Here is a 17,048-nt window from a genome sequence, read left to right on the forward strand (position 1 = left end):
TAAAGCCGTTTGTCTCCACCCGCGTAGCGGGTGGTTTAAAGCTGGCCGCTGCGCGGCCAGCGGACTAAAGTCTTGAAACGAAAGCGGCAACGCCCGTGATGGACGTTGTCGCTTTTCTATTGAGAAAACTACTCGGTTTCCGTTGCTAACCACCACAATGGGGACAGGCACCTTTGTGGTGGTTTTGGCCTTACTTCGCCCCGTTGCTAAACCGTGATGACGTTTTCCATCGTCTGGTACTTGGCGGGCACCTCGCCCGCGGTGATAACCGTTGCGTCACGGAAGTCCGCGAATTTTACGGGAGCCACCATGCCAAACTTACTGGCGTCCGAGATTACGAAGCGTTTGGCTGTATGGCGCATCGAGATACGCTTGACCTGCGCTTCCTCGATATCGGGCGTCGTAAAGCCCTGCTCGGCGGCAATGCCGTTAGAACCCCAAAAGCCGCAGTTAAAGTTGTAGCGGTCTAGGGTTGCCAGAGCATCGGGGCCAACGAGCGCCTCGGTCTCGGGTTTAAGCTCGCCGCCCAGCACCACGGTGCGCATGCCGCGCACAGCGAGATGCTGAGCATGGAGCACGGAATCAGTCACATAGGTGACCGATTCGAGATGCGGAAGATGCTCGATGAGTCTGAGCGTTGTCGAACCCGAATCGATGTACACAAAGCTCTCGGGCTCCACGAGCGCCGCGGCGCGGGCGCAGATACGCTCCTTGTCGTCGTTATGGAGATCACTGCGCTCACTGATCGTTAGGTCGCGCGTCACGTGCGCGCGCTCAAGACTTGTCGCGCCACCGTGCACCTTGGCGATGCGGTGCGCTCGGTCGAGCGTCTGTAGGTCGCGTCGAATGGTAGAGGCCGTCACGCCCAGGGCATCGGCAAGCTCGGGCACCGTTACCGAGCCAGCCTGCTGCACCATCGACACGATCGTATTGAGCCTATCTTCCGCAAGCATCGCTTACTCCTCCTCGGGGTAGACGACTCCCCAATCGGCGCGGAGCTTGGTCATGAGCTCCATCACATCAGAAGCATAATCCAGAAGCTCACGCTTGGAATCGTCGCCGGCGACGGCCTGCTCGAGGTCAGCCATCTCGTAGCACAGGGCATAAGCCTCGGTGCCCGCGGCGACCTCCTCGCGATGACCGTCCGCGGTCCACACGATCGTCGCGTGATCGGCGCGCGGATACTCGTTGACCTCGACATAGCAATTGTCAAAGCTGATAACCGAGCGCTTTGGCTGCTTGGAGTGGAGCGTAAGGCTCACGACGCCCAGCTGCTGCTCGGCATTGCGGCAGACGATGCCGCCTGCAACGTCCACGCCGGTCTCGCAGGTGTTACCCAGAGACACGACCTCGACGGGCTGGCTCGCCATAAACAGGCGCATGACGGACAGGGCGTATACGCCAATATCGAGCATGGCACCGCCGGCGAGGTTGCGATTGTAGAAACGGTTGGTCAGGTCGCCGTACTCCTTGTAGCTACCAAAGTTGAGCTGAGCGAGGTTCATGCGGCCAAACTCGCCGGCATCCATGCGGCGGCGCAGCTCTTGATACAAGGGCATGTGGAGCACCGTGGTAGCGTCCATAAGGACCACGTTGTGTTCGGCGGCAATGGCGCGGGCCTCATCGAGCTCGGCGGAGTTGAGCGTGATGGCCTTCTCGCAGAGAACGTGCTTGCCGGCCGCCAGGGCGGCGCGCAGATAGGTGATATGGGTGTTGTGCGGGGTGGTGATGTAGACGGCGTCGATGTCAGGATCGGCGTAGAGATCCTCAACCGTGTCATAGACCTTCTCGACGCCGTACTGGTCGGCAAAAGTCTGAGCCTTGGTGAGCGTGCGGTTGGCAACGCCCGTAAGCTTGCGGCCGGCCAGGGCAAGGGACTGAGCCATCTGGTTGGCAATAACGCCGCAACCGATCACAGCCCAACGGAGCTCGGGAGCCGTAAAGATGTCGTTAGGGAACGGCTTGTCCTGGACCGAAGCAAATGCTGCTTTGGCGGCTGCCGCGGCGTCGAGTGGAGCCTGCTTGGAATCTGCCATTATGTGTCTCCTGTGTCATAGAACGTCTTGCATTTCTGACAGCTCTATATTCGCACAAACACGCGCGTCTGTGCGCGTTTTTGCGTATCTCACCGCTAAACGGTCATTATTGCCCCGTAAACCGCGCATATATACGCATAGGTGCGTAATTAAACGCAATCTAACGCGCATAAACGCGCACACAAGCAATTTATACAGCACGACCCGCTCATTTATGCTTACCCAGTTAGGGTACTCATTTAAGTCTGTCCCCAATGAGTAGGAATAGAAAAAGGCCCGGGTGCCGTGGGGCATCCGGGCCTTTGCTAGCAACTTGATGTTGCGGGCAGCTTAGAACTTGTAGCCGCACTTCTTGCAGACGCGCAGCTTGTTCTTGCCGTCCTTCTCGTGACCGACGCGGGTAACCTTACCGCACTCGGGGCAAACGAGATTGACGTTGGAGGCGTCGATGGGGGCCTCCTGCGAAACGATGCCGCCCTGCTGGTTGGCAGCGTTGGGCTTGACGGCCTTCTTGACGACCGAAACGCCCTCGACAACGACCTTGTTCTCTGCAGGGAGAGCACGCAGGACAACGCCCTGCTTGCCGCGATCCTTACCAGAGAGAACCTGGACCTTATCGCCCTTCTTGATATACATATATCTCCCCTAACTACAGGGTCTCGGGAGCGAGCGAGACGATCTTCATGTACTTCTTGTCACGAAGCTCGCGAGCGACAGGCCCGAAGATACGGGTGCCGACGGGCGAACCATCGTTGTTGATGACAACGCAGGCGTTCTCATCAAAGCGAATGTAGGAGCCATCCTTGCGGCGGATCTCCTTAACGGTGCGAACGACGACGCAACGGACAACGTCCTTCTTCTTGACGTTGGCGCCAGGGGTAGCCTCCTGGACAGCACCGATGAACACATCGCCGATGCCTGCATAACGACGCTTGGAACCGCCAAGCACCTTGATGCAGCGAATCTTGCGAGCGCCGGAGTTGTCGGCGACGTTCAGCATGGTTTGCATCTGAATCATGGTAGATGTTCCTCCGAACTAAGAACCGAAGAGAGGTGCGCAGCCTTTATACGGCCCGTGGTATGCAAGCCAGGCATACGCACATCTTCGGAAACGTACAAGTCGTATGAGCGACTGCTTATTTAGCGCGCTCGACGACCTCGATGAGGCGCCAACGCTTCATCTTGGACATAGGACGGGTCTCCATAACGCGGACGGTGTCGCCCACGCCAGCCGTGCACTCCTCGTCGTGAGCGTGCAGCTTCTTGGAGCTGGTCATCATCTTGCCGTACTTGGGGTGACGCTTGCGCTCGGTGATGGTGACAACAATGGTCTTGGCACCGGAGACGGAGGTAACGACACCCGTACGGACCTTACGCGAGTTACGCGAATCAGTCATGTTCTCTCCTTAGGTCCTACTCGGCGACAGCGGACTTCTCCGCTGCGATCTCGCGGGCGCGCTGCTCCGTGAGGACGCGAGCGATGTCCTTCTTCACGGTGTTGACGCGAGCGGTGTTGTCCAGCTGGCTGGTGGCCATCTGGAAACGAAGGTTAAAGAGCTCGGCGCGCATTTCCTTCAGCTTCTCAACGAGCTGAGCGTCCGAGAGCTCACGAATCTCTGCGGGCTTCATTAGTTCTCCTCCTTGGCGGCGGCGGCGTCCTCAGCAGCCCACTTGGCCTCGAGAGCGGCCTCCTCAGCCATCTCCTTCTCGATGCGCTGCTCAGCGTTCTTAGCAGCAACAATCTTGGTCTTGATGGGAAGCTTGTGCTGTGCAAGACGCAGAGCCTCGCGAGCGACCTCCTCGGGCACGCCCTTGACCTCGAACATGATGCGGCCGGGCTTGACGACGGCCACCCACTCCTCGGGGTTACCCTTACCAGAACCCATGCGAGTCTCGGCAGGCTTCTTGGTGATGGGCTTATCGGGGAAAATCGTGATGTAGACACGACCGCCACGCTTCATGTAGCGGGTCATGGCAATACGAGCGGCCTCGATCTGACGGTTGGTGATCCAATGGGCCTCGAGAGCCTGGATACCAAACTCGCCGAAATGCAGCTCGGTATTACCCTTGGCCTGGCCCTTCATGGAGCCACGCTGCACCTTGCGGTGAAGAATACGCTTAGGGGCAAGCACTACTGACCCCTCCTCTCGGAGTTACGACGACGAGGACGGGAAGAGCCCTCGAGTGCAGGGTTGGGAACAGGCTGGCCCGGGAGCTTCTCGCCCAGGTAGATCCAGACCTTCACGCCGCAAGCGCCCATGGTGGTGCTGGCGACAGCCGTGCCGTAGTCGATCTTGGCACGGAGGGTGTGCAGAGGCACGCGACCCTCGCGGTACCACTCACGACGGCCCATCTCGGCGCCGCCGAGACGACCGGAGCACTGGATACGGATGCCCTTAGCGCCGGCCTTGCGGGCGGACTGGACAGCCTTGCGCATAGCGCGACGGAAGGCAACGCGGCCCTCGAGCTGCTCGGCGATAGACTGAGCAACGAGGTTGGCGTCGAGCTCGGGGCGCTTGATCTCGACAACGTCGACGGAGAGCTGGCCCTTGGAGACGCCAGCGACCTTCTCGAGCTCGGTGCGGAGGGTATCGATCTCGGCACCCTTCTTACCGATGACAACGCCGGGGCGAGCGGTGAGGATGATGACCTTCACCTTGTCGCCAGCGCGCTCGATCTCGACGCGGGAGACAGCTGCGCGGGAAAGACGCTTCTCGAGGTACCTGCGGATCTCGAGATCGTTACCGAGGGTCTTAGCGTAATCCTTCTCTGCGAACCAGCGGGAGCGCCAGTTCTCGGTGATGCCAAGACGGAAGCCGGTGGGGTAGACTTTCTGACCCATACAGCTTTACGCCTCCTTTCGAGGAGCAACGACGACGGTGATGTGGGAAGTACGCTTCAGAATGCGAGAAGCGGAACCCTTGGCGCGGGGACGGATGCGCTTAAGCGTCGGACCCTCGTCAACATAGGCAGCGGCGACAACCAGGTTGTCGGCACGCAGACCGTTGTTGTTCTCGGCGTTCGCAACGGCGGAACGGAGAACCTTCTCGACATCCACGGCGACGGCGCGGTCGCAGAAGTGGAGGATGTCGAAGGCCTGAGCGACAGGCTTGCGGCGGATCAGATCGACCACCAGGCGGGCCTTGCTGGGGGAAACACGCACGTACTTAGCGACAGCGCGAACCTCGGTGGCCTCAGTTTCAATAGACTTAGTTGCCATTTACGGTTAACCCCCTATTTGGCCTTGTGGCCACGGAACGTACGAGTCGGCGCGAACTCGCCGAGCTTGTGACCAACCATGGACTCGGTAACATACACGGGCACATGCTTGCGGCCGTCGTGGACGGCGATGGTGTGACCAACCATCTCGGGGAAGATGGTGGACGCGCGGGACCAGGTCTTCACGACGTCCTTCTTGCCAGCCTCGTTCATCGCGGTGATACGCGAGAGAAGGCGAGTCTCCACGAACGGGCCCTTTTTGAGACTTCTGCTCATAAGTGCTTTCTCCTAAAACTCGGTATCCGAAATTACTTCTTACGGCGACGAATGATGTGCTGGTTCGAGACCTTCTTCTTCTTGCGCGTACGAAGGCCCTTCGTCGGCTTACCCCAGGGGGTAACGGAGGGACGACCAGAGGTGTGGTTCTTGCCCTCGCCACCGCCGTGCGGGTGGTCGACAGGGTTCATGACGGTACCGCGGACGGTCGGGCGCACGTTCATGTGACGCTTACGGCCGGCCTTGCCGATGACGATGTTGGAGTGATCGGCGTTGCCGACCTCACCGACGGTGGCGCGGCAGGTAACGAGGATGCGGCGCATCTCGGAGGAAGGCATACGGACGATAGCGTACTTGCCCTCCTTACCCATCAGCTGGCAGGAGTTACCGGCGGAACGGGCGATAGCAGCGCCCTTGCCCGGCTGGAACTCGACGGCGTGGATGAGCGTACCGACGGGGATGTCGGCGAGGGGCAGAGCGTTGCCCGGCTTGATGTCGGCGTCAGAACCGGACATGATGGTCTGACCGACCTCGAGGCCCTTGGGGGCCAGGATGTAGCGCTTCTCACCGTCAGCGTAGTGCAGCAGAGCGATGCGAGCGGAACGGTTCGGATCGTACTCGATCGTGGCAACCTTGGCGGGCACGCCGTCCTTGTTGCGCTTGAAGTCGATCACGCGGTAACGACGCTTCACGCCGCCGCCCTGGTGGCGGGTGGTGATGCGGCCGTTGTTGTTACGACCGGCCTTCTTGGGCAGGGGCTCGAGAAGAGACTTCTCGGGCTTGGTGCAGGTGATCTCGGAGAAGTCGGAGATCGTCTGCCAACGCCTACCAGCGGAGGTCGGCTTAAGGTGCTTTACAGCCATTACAATCCCTTTCAATAGGAATCCGTTAGCCATCGCAGACAGGGATTCGAGGTTCTGCCTCGGGTGCGATGACACCGGACGTATACACGGTTCCGGGCGTGTCCATTTTATACGCCCAAAACCTTGAGCTCTCGCCTCCCCTTTTTGGGAGGCATGAGCTCACTAAACAGCAGCGAGTCTTAGGCCTGGTTGCCAAAGACCTCGATGGTGTCGCCCTCGGCCAGCGTGACGATGGCCTTCTTCCAAGAACGGGTCTTGCCGGCGACATAGCGCACGCGCTTGGTCTTGGGCTTGACCGTCAGGGTGTTCACGCGAACGACCTTGACGCCGAAGATCTCCTCGACAGCGTCCTTGATCTGATACTTGTTAGCATCCTTGGCGACCTCGAACGTGTACTTGTTCAGCTCCATGCCGGAGAAGGAACGCTCGGACACGATCGGACGGATGATGATCTCGTGGGCGGTCATTTATGCAAGCACCTCCCCGAAGTGAGCGGCGATGTCGGCGGGCATCAGCACGGCGTTGTTGTTGACGAGATCGTAGGTGTTGGCCTCGTCAGCGGTGATGATGAACGTCTTGGGAATGTTGCGGAACGACAGGTAGGCGTTGACGTCCTCATCGCGAACGATGATGGTCAGACGCTTGCCCTCAAGGCCGAGAGCCTTGAGCATGGCGACGGCAGCCTTGGTGGAAGGCTTCTCGAAGCCGTAGTCGTCGACGAGCACGAGCTCGCCATCGGCCAGCTTGGCGGACAGCGCGGAGCGCATAGCCAGCTTGACCTCCTTGTTGTTCATACGCTTAGCGTAGGAACGGGGCTTGGGGGCGAAGACAACGCCACCGTGACGCCACTGGGCAGCACGGATGGAACCCTGGCGGGCACGGCCGGTGCCCTTCTGACGCCAAGGCTTCTTGCCGCCACCGGAAACCTCAGAGCGGCCCTTAGCGGACTGGGTGCCCTGACGCCAAGAGGCCATCTGGCACTTGACGATGTGGTGCATAACGTGGATGTTCGGCTCGATGCCGTACACCTCAGCGGCGAGCTCGGCCTCGGCGACCTTCTTGCCCTCGCTGTTCTTTACTTCAAACTTTGCCATTTAAGTGTTCTCCTTGGTATGACGCTGGGCTAAATGGGCTGGGCCCTTAGGCCATACGGATGGCGACGAGACCATTCTTGGCACCCGGGACAGCGCCCTTGACCAAGATGAGGTTCTGCTCGGCATCGATGCGGACAACGGAAAGGTTCTTGACGGTAACGCGCTCGTTACCCATGTGACCGGCCATCTTGACGCCCTTGAGGACGCGCGCAGGATAGGCGCACTGACCGATAGAACCGGGGTGACGCTGGAAGTGAGAACCATGCGTCATAGGACCGCGGCGCTGACCCCAGCGCTTGATGCGACCCTGGAAGCCCTTACCCTTGGAGGTACCGATGACGTCGACCTTCTCGACATCAGCGAAATCAGCGACGGTGACGACCTCGCCGACCTTGTGCTCCTCGCCGTTCTCGACGCGGACCTCACGAAGGAAGCGAACAGGCTCGACGCCAGCCTTGGCGAAGTGACCAGCCATGGGCTTGTTCACGTTCTTGGCCTTGATGTCGCCGAAACCGATCTGGACGGCGTCATAGCCGTCGGTTGCCTGAGTTTTAACCTGCGAGACAGCGCAGGGGCCAGCCTGGATGACCGTGACGGGAACGACGTTGTCGTCCTCGTCCCAAACCTGGGTCATGCCAATCTTGCGGCCGAGAATCATGCTGATCAAGATATGATCCCAACTCTCGCGTGGTCTTGGGACAATGCGTACACCACCGAGCGTACGCCCCTAGAGGACCACTACTTATACGACGTGCTCCCCAGCCTTGTATTGCGTCCGGACTACCTGACAACCCTATTAAGCAGGCATTTTGTCCAGCCAGAATACTCCCCTGGTTTCACACAGCTGTTTAGTATACACGGCTGCGGGCGTATCCATCGAGATTCATATTTCACTCACATTGTTTACGCAGGTAAAGTGCGTGGAGTCGCCTGGGCTTGGCAGAGGGGCGGCGAAATATATTAAGTTTGCTGCTCTACAGTCCTGCGCAAGACGGAAAGCACATTAAGTGCTTTCCTTTGCGTGCGGAACTCGCGACAAACTTAATATATTTCGCCGCCCCTCTGCCAAGCTCGGGAGACGACACGTTGATGTCTGCTTAACTCTGCTCGCTCAGCTAATTACTTTGTTGGGGATCCACAATTTGTTGCAAGGTGAACTTGCATTGGGGCGTATCGTCCTCTTCTCGCGTATCGTCAAAATCGAAGACCATGATGGCGCAGTTGGGGAGTTTTGCTGGGAGCTCGAAGCCCTCTGGGGCTGCAGCCTTGATGAATTGGCGACTGGCGCTGCCGTGGCTTACTGCTAGGAGGGTTTCTATGCCCTCGGCGCCCATGATATTGGTGAGGGTGTCTACCATGCGCTCTTGCAGCGCGCGGCTTCCTTCTACTCCGAAGGGGACCAGGTCCTCGCCCGGATCCCAGACGTCGGTGGGCAGCGCGTCGTGCGGGCCTTCCTCGAAGGTGCCGTAGCAGCGCTCGATGATGCCTTTGCAGGGCTCGGCTGCTGCGTCTGCGCCGAGGAGTTCGGTTGCGACGAGCTGAGCTGTGTCCATGGCTCGACCCAAAGGCGACGAGACTACTTTGTCGGGGACAACGCCGTGGGCCTTTAGCCATGCGGCTGCTGTCTGTGCCTGATGACGGCCCAGATCGGTGAGCGGTGAATCGCAGCGACCCTGGACGAGCTTTTTAACGTTGAATTCTGTCTGGCCGTGGCGGAGTAGATATAGACGCTTCATGCTCTCCCCTTCTATATAACTAGCTTTATCGGCGCGGCTCTACTCGTGGGTATGGCCTACATAGTCTTCGTCGATCGTGATCTTGGCAATCGACTTGGGATATTCGGATTCGACACGTTTCGCCAGCGCGTGCTTTAAGTCTTCGGCACTCATCTGCAGATCCGAGGGACGCACGCAGTCAAAGATCACGTTGGTGTGCGTGGGGCCCGGCACACAGCGCAAATCATGAATCGAAAGGCGGCTATCGATCTCTTGAGCCATAGCGTTGATGCGCAAGCGCATGCTCGCCACCTTTGGATCGTCGGTCACGATGGGGTCGTAGTGAAGTGTGACAATCATGCCGTCTTCGTTCCTAAACGACTGCTCGATGTTATCGAGCGTGTCGTGACTTTCCAGCGGGCTGGCCTCGGCTGCCATCTCGGCGTGAGCGCTTGCGAACTTCCTGCCCGGGCCGTAGTCGTGAACCATCAAATCGTGAACTCCCAAAACGCCGGGATAGCTCATGATCTTGTCTCGAATGTGCTTGACCAGCTTAGGATCGGGCGACTGACCCAAAAGCGGGCTCACCGTATCTTGAATAAGTTCAAAGCCGCTCCAGCCAATATAGGCGCCAACGGCAAGGCCAACCCATGCGTCAAGATTGATGTGCGTCACCTGCGAAACAATTGCACATGCCAGCACGGCGCCTGTGGCAAGAACATCGTTCTTGGAATCCTGGGCAGTCGCATGCAGTGTCTCGGACTCGATACGGTCGCCGAGCTTTTGGTTGAGCGCCGCCATCCACAGCTTAACAACCATCGAAAGCGCCAGGACTGCCACCAGGGCAAGCGAGAACTCGACAGGTTCGGGGTGGATGATACGCTCAAACGAGGACTTCACCAGTTCAAGGCCAATGAGAAGCACGAGCGCCGCCACGACAAGACCCGAGAGGTACTCGTAGCGACCATGGCCGTATGGATGCTCGGGGTCGGCGGGCTTGCTCGCCAGCTTAAAGCCCAGCACGCTCACGATATTCGAGCTGGCATCGGACAGGTTGTTCATGGCATCCGCCACAATCGAAACCGATCCCGAAACCACACCGATTGCGCCCTTCGCAGCACAAAGCGCCACATTGGCGACAATACACACCATGCCCGCTAACGTGCCCACACGCGCACGATCGCCCTGCGCGCGCTTAACTATCCACTCGACCATCTGCATCCGCCCCCACGGTACTACCTATATATCTATTGCTCAAACGGATTGTAGTGTAGCCACTTTGTCTCCCAGATACAAAGAGGCCGCAGCCCGCACGGGCCACGGCCTTGGAGCATGACAAAAGAATCGTCCTTTTGTCGCACAGGTTTATGCGCTTACTTCAGCAGCGCTCGCCACTGTTTCGGGTGAATCGGCCCCGTCTTCTGCCGCCTGTCCCTGCGCCGGCACCACGCCAAAGCAGTAGCTCAGCGCCGCAGACACCGCAAATGCCACACCGCCGGCAACGCAGCACCACAGCAGGTTCGAGATGCCGCCCGTGGCAAAGCCAATGACCATAAGGACATTCGTCATGCCGATGGTATAGGCCGTAACGTGGCCCACGGCCGCAACAAGGCCTCCGACGGCGCCGCCAATGGCCATGTACGTCAGGCACCTGCCATATTTAAAGCCGCAACCGTACAGCGCCGGCTCGCTTACGCCGCCAAGAATACCCGAGATTGAATAGCCCAGCATGAGTGCCTTCTCGTCCTTATCCGCAACGCGGAGCGACGCGCCAAAGGGCATGCCCCAAACGGCGAACGTCGCCATCGTCGCGGCGATCAGGATGCACGAATCCGTTCCCACACTCATAAACTGAGCATAGGCAAGCGATAGGACAACGTTGCTGACGCCTGCAATCTTAAGAAACTCCCAACCCGCGGCAAGCCCCATGAGCGTGAGCAGCGACACGATGCCACCGGAATTGCCAAGCATAAACATAAGCTGGCCCAACAGCATGCCCAGATAGCTGCCCGCCGGCGCCGTAATGCACAGCGAAACCGGAACCATGACAAGCATGGTTGCAAACGGAACGAACGAAAACGCCACGGCCTTAGGGATAACGCGCTTAAAGAAACACTCCACTCGCCATAGCACGGGCACCGAGATGAGAACCGGAATAACAGTCGTCGTGTAATCGTTGACCGGCGCGGGAAGCAGACCATACACGGAAGTCATCGATGCCCCCGTCGTCGATGCGGCATCGACGAGCTTGAGCAGATCGGGCGCAATCAATACGCCGCCCAGCATCATACCCAGCTGCTCCGAGCAACCGAGCTGGCGGGCGGCCGCCCAACCAAGATAGATGGGCAAAAAGTAGTAGCCGGCGTTATAGAGCCAACTGTAGAACAGGCGATAGATTTCGGAATCGGCAGACCACAGGCCCAGCATGCCTTCGCCCATAATGACGGCGACGGTGCGGAACAACGCCGCGCAGACAATAAACGGCAACGCCGACATCATGCTTTTGGACAGATAGTCCACCACGGCCATGGCGTTTGATGAAACCGTCGTTGCAAACGTGGTGTTAGAAACTTGTGACATGGAACGCCTTTCCCAATGTGACATGCGGGCTGCCCCTTTGTCACATCGTGCGGTACTGACCGATTGCGCGGTACTTTTCGTAGCGGAGGTTTGTGAGGGTCGCGTCGTCGAGCTGCCCAAGCGCATCGAAGGCATCAAATGCCGAGGACATGACGGCACCGGCGATCTCCTCATGCGACAGGCCCTTATCGTCAACAATGCCGTCAATGATGCCGAGCGCCAGCAGATCGGGGGCCGTGAGCTTAAGCGCCTCGGCGGCCTCATTCGCGCGCTCGGTATCCTTCCACAGGATCGACGCACAGGCCTCGGGGCTCACGACCGAATAGGCCGAGCTCGAGAGCATCAGGATGCGGTCGGCCACGGACAGCGCCAGCGCGCCACCAGAGCCGCCCTCGCCTGTCACCACCGAGACAATCGGCGTCTTAAGGCCGCTCATCTCCATGAGGTTCTGAGCAATCGCCTCACCCTGGCCGCGTTCCTCGGCACCGATGCCGCAAAACGCGCCCGAAGTATCGACCAGGCACAGAACCGGTCGACCAAACTTTTCGGCCTGGCGCATCAGGCGACGCGCTTTGCGGTAGCCCTCGGGATGTGCCATACCAAAGTTGCGACGCATGCGCTCTTTGGTCGTGGTGCCGCGCTCGATGGCGATGACCGTTACGGGGCGTCCGTCTTTCCAGCCAATGCCAGCCACCACAGCAGCGTCGTCGCCAAAGTAGCGGTCGCCGTGCAGCTCCACAAATCCATCCAGGCCCAGCGAGATCATCTCGCCTGCCGTGGCGCGATCTGCCGAGCGGGTCTGTTTGACAATCTCGAGCGCGGTTTTTGGTGCGGCCGAGCGCTTGAACAAGTGTCCCAGCTTTTTGCCGCGGCGACCCGTATGCACGATCTCATGCGGTGCCCCCAGGCCGGGCGCGTGCCCTTCGTGCAGCGCCAGCAGCTCGCCTACCGTGAGCGCAATCTCGCCACGCGGAACAACGGCATCGCAAAAGCCGTGCTCCAGCAAAAACTCGGAGCGCTGGAATCCCTTGGGCAGGCGCTTGTGCATGTTCTGCTCGATCACGCGCGGGCCGGCAAATGCCGTCAGGGCATCGGGCTCGGCCAGGATAATATCGCCCTCCATGGCAAAGCTCGCGGTTACGCCTCCGGTCGTGGGGTCAGTGAGCACCGTGATATACAGGCCGCCCGCCTCGCTATGGCGCCTAACCGCCGCAGAGATTTTGGCCATCTGCATGAGCGAGGTCACGCCCTCCTGCATGCGGGCGCCACCCGATACGGTAAAGCCAACGACCGGCAGTCCCAGCTCGGTCGCACGCTCAAATGTGCGGCAGATCTTCTCGCCCACCACGGAACCCATCGAGCCCATCATAAAGTTGGCGTCCATAAAGAAGAGCGCCGTATCGCAACCGCAGATTTTGCCCTTGCCGCACACAACGGCATCGCGCTCGCCCGAACGTTCGCTCACGCTCTTGAGCTTGTCGGCATAGCCGGGAAACGAAAGGAAGTCCTCCGGCGCCAGACTGGCATCCCATTCCTCAAACGTGCCCTCGTCAATCGTCATGCGCATGCGGTCGCGCCCGCTCACGCGAAAGTGTTTGCCGCAACGAGGGCAGACCTCGAGGTTGTCGTGCAGGCGCGCCTCATCGATCACGCGGCGGCACTCCGGGCACTTGATAAACACGTGGCGCGCGGGAAACTCGGCGCACGATTCGGTCATCGGTCCCTCGAGGACGTTGACCGTCTTCGCTTTTCTATTCATCAGCATAGAGATGCCCCATTAGATCGGTGTGATACATGCCCGACAAGAACTCGTCGTTTGCCAGCACGTCGAGCTGAAGCTCGCTGTTTTCGCTCACGCCCTCAATCACGAGCTCGCCCAGGGCCGAGCGCATCTTGCGAATGGCGCCGTCACGCGTGGGCGCACACACGATGAGCTTGCCGAGCATGGAGTCGTAGTACGGCGGAACTTTCGCACCGGCAAACATGGCGGAATCCCAGCGCACGCGCGGACCACCCGGCACACGCAACGCGGTGACCGTTCCGCATGACGGCAGAAAGTCCGGCGTTTCGGCATTGATGCGGCACTCCATAGCATGGTTGCGGACCGGCATGTCCTCCTGCTCAAAGGGCAGAGGCTGGCCGGCCGCCACGCGCAGCTGCCACTTGACCAAGTCGGTATCGGTCACAAACTCCGTAACCGGATGCTCCACCTGTAAGCGCGTGTTCATTTCCATAAAGTAGAAATTGCCGTCGTCCGAATACAGGAACTCGATGGTACCGGCTCCTTCGTAGCCGACGGCACGAGCCAGGTCACGCGCTGCCTTGTGCATGCGAGCACGAATGTCGTCGTGTCCGTCGAGGCACGGCGCGGGGCTCTCCTCGATTAGCTTTTGGTTGCGCCGCTGCACCGAGCACTCGCGCTCGCCGAGCGAAAACACATGGCCCTGCTTATCGGCCATAATCTGTACCTCAACGTGATGCGCCGGCGCGACGAACTTCTCCATGTAGCACTCGCCGTCGCCAAAAACGGCCTCGCCCTCGGCTCGTGCTTCAATAAAGGCCTTTGCCGCATCTTCCACGCGCTCGACCTTACGAATACCGCGACCGCCGCCGCCCGCACGCGCCTTAATAAGCACGGGGCAGCCAATGCGCTCAGCCTCGGCCGTTGCCTCCTCGGGACTTTTGAGCAAATCGCAGCCCGGCACGATGGGCACGCCCGCCGCGGCAGCCGTTCGACGTGCGGCGTCCTTGTCGCCCATGCTGTCGATCACCTTGGCCGAAGGACCAACAAACGCCAGGCCATACTTGTCGCAGTCGCGCACGAAGCTCGCCTTCTCGGAGAAAAAGCCATAGCCGGGATGAATTGCCTTAGCTCCCGACTTCACGGCACAGGTGAGCACAGCATCGTCGTTGAGGTAGCTCTCGGCAAGACGCGGGCCGCCGATGCAATACGCCTCGTCGGCAAGCTGCACGTGCAGCGCGTCCGCATCGGCCGTGGAGTAGACGGCGACGGTCTTGATGCCCATATCGCGGCACGCGCGGATAACACGGACCGCGACTTCGCCGCGGTTGGCGATGAGCACTTTGTCGAACATGAAGCCTTCCTTAACTTTCGTGCATGAGTGCAAAAGACATATCGGCGCGGCAGCAAACCTCACCGTTGACGCTCGCAGTACCCGTCGCAAAGCGGAACGGCCCGCGCGCACGCGTGATGGTGCACACCAGATCAACCGTGTCGCCCGGGCGCACCGGACGCTTAAAGCGCACCTTGTCCAGACTCGTGTAGAACGGCGTCGCGCCGCGCGCTTCCTCATCGCCCATCAGCAGCACGCAACAGTTTTGGGCGAGCATCTCGCACTGAATCACGCCGGGGACCACCGGGTTTCCCGGAAAATGCCCCTGCAAAAAGTACTCGTCACCCGTAATCGTGATCTTGCCGTGGGCCTCGTCGCCCACCAGCTCGGCTTCGTCGAGCAAAAGCATCGGCTCGCGATGCGGCAACAGCTTCTTGAGCTCTTCTTTGTTCATGGATATCACCTATCCGATTCTCATGAGGCAGCTGCCAAACTCCACGAGGTCGCCGTCGGCCACGCAGATCTCGAGCACCTCGCCGTCTGCCTCGGCCGTCACCTCGTTGAGAACCTTCATGGCCTCGATGATGCAGAGGGTCTCGCCGGCCTTGACCTTAGAGCCCACGTGCACAAACGGCTCGTCGCCCGGCGCCGGGGCAGCATAGAAAACACCGACCATGGGAGCGGTCACCTCGGTGCCCTTGGGCTCCGGTGCGGCGGCAGGTGTCTGCGCGGCGGGCTCCGGTGCGGCAGGCGCGACTGTGGGAGCTGCAACTGGAGCGGCCATAGCGCTCGGCATGGGCATGGGCACGGCAACCGGCTGTGCGGCGCTCGCGCGCTCGAGTTCGACCGCGGTGCCATCGGGCTCCTCAACGCGTACGCGCGTGAGGCCGCGGTCCTCCATAACATCGGCTATCTCGGCAAGTCTTTTGGAATCCATGCTCTAGCTCCTCGTATATCTACGCAGCGCGATGGCGGCGTTGTGCCCGCCAAAGCCTAGGTTGGTCGAAAGCGCCCAGGTAAGGTCGGCGCGAACTGCGCGATTGGGCGTGTAGTCAAGATCGCAGGCGGGATCGGGCGTGCGGTAGTTAATGGTCGGCGGCACCACGCCCTGCTCGAGCGCCATGGCGCAGGCCATGACCTCGATGGCGCCCGTGGCACCGATCATGTGGCCGGTCATCGACTTAGTCGACGAGACGTGCGCGGCGCGCGCCGCGTCCTCGCCGAGCGCACGCTTAATGCCCGCCGTCTCGGACGAATCGTTGAGCTTGGTCGATGTGCCGTGGGCATTGATGTAGAGACCCTCGGATGGCTTGACGTCGCCCTCGGTCACCGCCAGCGATATCGCGCGGGCAATGCCGGCAGCCTCGGGATCAGGGCTCGTGATGTGATAGGCATCATCGGTGTTGCCGTAGCCCACGACCTCGGCATAAATGTGCGCACCGCGCGTCTGCGCATGTTCCATGCTCTCGAGCACGAGCACGCAGGCGCCCTCGCCCATCACAAAGCCGTCGCGGTCTGCATCGAACGGACGGCAGGCCGTCGCGGGATCGGGGTTGGTGGTCAATGCGCGGCAGGACGTAAAGCCCGCAACGGCATCGGGGATAATTGCAGCCTCGGCGCCGCCCGCGAGGATCGCGTCGGCATAGCCGTGCTTGATGGCGCGGAACGCCTCGCCCACCGCATGGGCCGAGGTGGCGCACGCGGTCACCACGGGCAGGGTCGGCCCCTTTGCTTTGTGACGGATTGCGATGTTGCCCGATGCCATGTTGGGGATCATCATCGCGATCATGTAAGGCGATGCGCGGCGGGGCCCACGGTCGGCAATCGTATGGACGTTATCGACGAGCGTCGTCATGCCGCCCACGCCCGAGCCCACGTAGACGCCCAGGCGCTCGCGATCGATGGCGCCTTCGACATCAAAGCCCGCATCGTGCATTGCCTCGTCCGAAGCCGCCATCGCAAACTGAACGCAGGGGTCCAGATGCTTGGCGTCACGCTTGCCAAAGTACTCGTTGCCGTCAAAGCCCTTGACCTCGGCCGCCACCTTGACGGCAAATGCATCGGTATCGAAGTGCGTAATCGGGCCGATGCCGCACGTGCCAGCGCACATTGCCGCCCAGGTGGCAAGCGCGGTGTTGCCGAGCGGCGATACGGCACCTATGCCGGTGATTGCAACTCTCTGTTCCATCAT

21 protein-coding genes and 1 pseudogene are annotated in these 17,048 nt (G+C 60.3%); all 22 read right to left on the minus strand.

Annotated features, from left to right (window positions below; genetic code table 11):
* Positions 1-206 precede the first annotated feature (206 nt).
* Complete coding sequence (locus I2G40_RS05470) at positions 207-953, minus strand: DeoR/GlpR family DNA-binding transcription regulator (protein ID WP_117743067.1); 747 nt, start codon at positions 951-953, stop codon at positions 207-209.
* Positions 954-956: 3 nt separating this feature from the next.
* Entirely contained in the window at positions 957-2,036 is a 1,080-nt protein-coding gene (locus I2G40_RS05475) for a Gfo/Idh/MocA family protein (protein ID WP_195544432.1), read from the minus strand.
* Between the two features lie 330 nt (positions 2,037-2,366).
* The gene (gene rplX / locus I2G40_RS05480) at positions 2,367-2,672 is read right to left on the minus strand and encodes a 50S ribosomal protein L24 (RefSeq protein WP_195544433.1); all 306 of its coding nucleotides are present in this window, start codon (positions 2,670-2,672) and stop codon (positions 2,367-2,369) included.
* Positions 2,673-2,685: 13 nt separating this feature from the next.
* Complete coding sequence (gene rplN / locus I2G40_RS05485) at positions 2,686-3,054, minus strand: 50S ribosomal protein L14 (protein ID WP_006235041.1); 369 nt, start codon at positions 3,052-3,054, stop codon at positions 2,686-2,688.
* A gap of 118 nt (positions 3,055-3,172) precedes the next feature.
* Positions 3,173-3,433: a 30S ribosomal protein S17 gene (gene rpsQ, locus I2G40_RS05490; protein ID WP_006235040.1), complete on the minus strand. Its 261-nt coding sequence runs from the start codon at positions 3,431-3,433 to the stop codon at positions 3,173-3,175.
* A gap of 16 nt (positions 3,434-3,449) precedes the next feature.
* On the minus strand, positions 3,450-3,665 hold the full coding sequence (gene rpmC / locus I2G40_RS05495) for a 50S ribosomal protein L29 (RefSeq protein ID WP_006235039.1): 216 nt from the start codon (positions 3,663-3,665) through the stop codon (positions 3,450-3,452).
* A gap of 86 nt (positions 3,666-3,751) precedes the next feature.
* A pseudogene (gene rplP, locus I2G40_RS05500) lies at positions 3,752-4,168 on the minus strand (50S ribosomal protein L16); the annotation flags it as partial.
* On the minus strand, positions 4,168-4,878 hold the full coding sequence (rpsC, locus tag I2G40_RS05505; protein WP_195544434.1) for a 30S ribosomal protein S3: 711 nt from the start codon (positions 4,876-4,878) through the stop codon (positions 4,168-4,170). The pseudogene rplP and the gene rpsC, both read right to left, overlap by 1 nt.
* A gap of 6 nt (positions 4,879-4,884) precedes the next feature.
* Positions 4,885-5,256 carry a 50S ribosomal protein L22 gene (gene rplV / locus I2G40_RS05510; protein WP_006235036.1) on the minus strand — a complete coding sequence of 124 codons (372 nt, stop codon included), beginning with the start codon at positions 5,254-5,256 and terminating at the stop codon, positions 4,885-4,887.
* 14 nt (positions 5,257-5,270) lie between these two features.
* Entirely contained in the window at positions 5,271-5,531 is a 261-nt protein-coding gene (rpsS, locus tag I2G40_RS05515; protein ID WP_006235035.1) for a 30S ribosomal protein S19, read from the minus strand.
* A gap of 32 nt (positions 5,532-5,563) precedes the next feature.
* Positions 5,564-6,394, minus strand: coding sequence for a 50S ribosomal protein L2 (gene rplB, locus I2G40_RS05520; protein ID WP_022094198.1), 831 nt, complete (start codon positions 6,392-6,394; stop codon positions 5,564-5,566).
* A 179-nt stretch (positions 6,395-6,573) separates the two neighbouring features.
* Positions 6,574-6,861 carry a 50S ribosomal protein L23 gene (gene rplW / locus I2G40_RS05525; RefSeq protein ID WP_022094197.1) on the minus strand — a complete coding sequence of 96 codons (288 nt, stop codon included), beginning with the start codon at positions 6,859-6,861 and terminating at the stop codon, positions 6,574-6,576.
* The gene (gene rplD, locus I2G40_RS05530; protein ID WP_006235032.1) at positions 6,862-7,488 is read right to left on the minus strand and encodes a 50S ribosomal protein L4; all 627 of its coding nucleotides are present in this window, start codon (positions 7,486-7,488) and stop codon (positions 6,862-6,864) included.
* 46 nt (positions 7,489-7,534) lie between these two features.
* Positions 7,535-8,155, minus strand: coding sequence for a 50S ribosomal protein L3 (rplC, locus tag I2G40_RS05535; protein ID WP_035137484.1), 621 nt, complete (start codon positions 8,153-8,155; stop codon positions 7,535-7,537).
* Between the two features lie 448 nt (positions 8,156-8,603).
* The gene (locus I2G40_RS05540; RefSeq protein ID WP_195544435.1) at positions 8,604-9,224 is read right to left on the minus strand and encodes a histidine phosphatase family protein; all 621 of its coding nucleotides are present in this window, start codon (positions 9,222-9,224) and stop codon (positions 8,604-8,606) included.
* Positions 9,225-9,263: 39 nt separating this feature from the next.
* Positions 9,264-10,418, minus strand: a complete 1,155-nt coding sequence (locus I2G40_RS05545) for a cation diffusion facilitator family transporter (RefSeq protein ID WP_229090674.1) — start codon at positions 10,416-10,418, stop codon at positions 9,264-9,266.
* 150 nt (positions 10,419-10,568) lie between these two features.
* Positions 10,569-11,783 (minus strand): PTS transporter subunit EIIC, encoded by a 1,215-nt coding sequence (locus I2G40_RS05550; protein WP_195544437.1) that lies wholly within the window; start codon positions 11,781-11,783, stop codon positions 10,569-10,571.
* Positions 11,784-11,823: 40 nt separating this feature from the next.
* The gene (gene accD / locus I2G40_RS05555) at positions 11,824-13,548 is read right to left on the minus strand and encodes an acetyl-CoA carboxylase, carboxyltransferase subunit beta (protein WP_195544438.1); all 1,725 of its coding nucleotides are present in this window, start codon (positions 13,546-13,548) and stop codon (positions 11,824-11,826) included.
* On the minus strand, positions 13,535-14,878 hold the full coding sequence (locus I2G40_RS05560; RefSeq protein ID WP_195232309.1) for an acetyl-CoA carboxylase biotin carboxylase subunit: 1,344 nt from the start codon (positions 14,876-14,878) through the stop codon (positions 13,535-13,537). The genes accD and I2G40_RS05560 overlap by 14 nt, the downstream gene beginning before the upstream one ends.
* Positions 14,879-14,888: 10 nt before the next feature.
* Positions 14,889-15,311: a 3-hydroxyacyl-ACP dehydratase FabZ gene (gene fabZ / locus I2G40_RS05565; protein WP_022094192.1), complete on the minus strand. Its 423-nt coding sequence runs from the start codon at positions 15,309-15,311 to the stop codon at positions 14,889-14,891.
* A gap of 9 nt (positions 15,312-15,320) precedes the next feature.
* A complete protein-coding gene (gene accB / locus I2G40_RS05570; protein WP_022094191.1) occupies positions 15,321-15,794 on the minus strand; it encodes an acetyl-CoA carboxylase biotin carboxyl carrier protein in 474 nt (157 codons plus the stop codon).
* A 3-nt stretch (positions 15,795-15,797) separates the two neighbouring features.
* Positions 15,798-17,045: a beta-ketoacyl-ACP synthase II gene (gene fabF, locus I2G40_RS05575; RefSeq protein WP_055309395.1), complete on the minus strand. Its 1,248-nt coding sequence runs from the start codon at positions 17,043-17,045 to the stop codon at positions 15,798-15,800.
* Positions 17,046-17,048: the final 3 nt, after the last annotated feature.

This window comes from Collinsella aerofaciens (assembly GCF_015558785.1).
In the GTDB taxonomy this organism is placed as follows: domain Bacteria; phylum Actinomycetota; class Coriobacteriia; order Coriobacteriales; family Coriobacteriaceae; genus Collinsella; species Collinsella aerofaciens_P.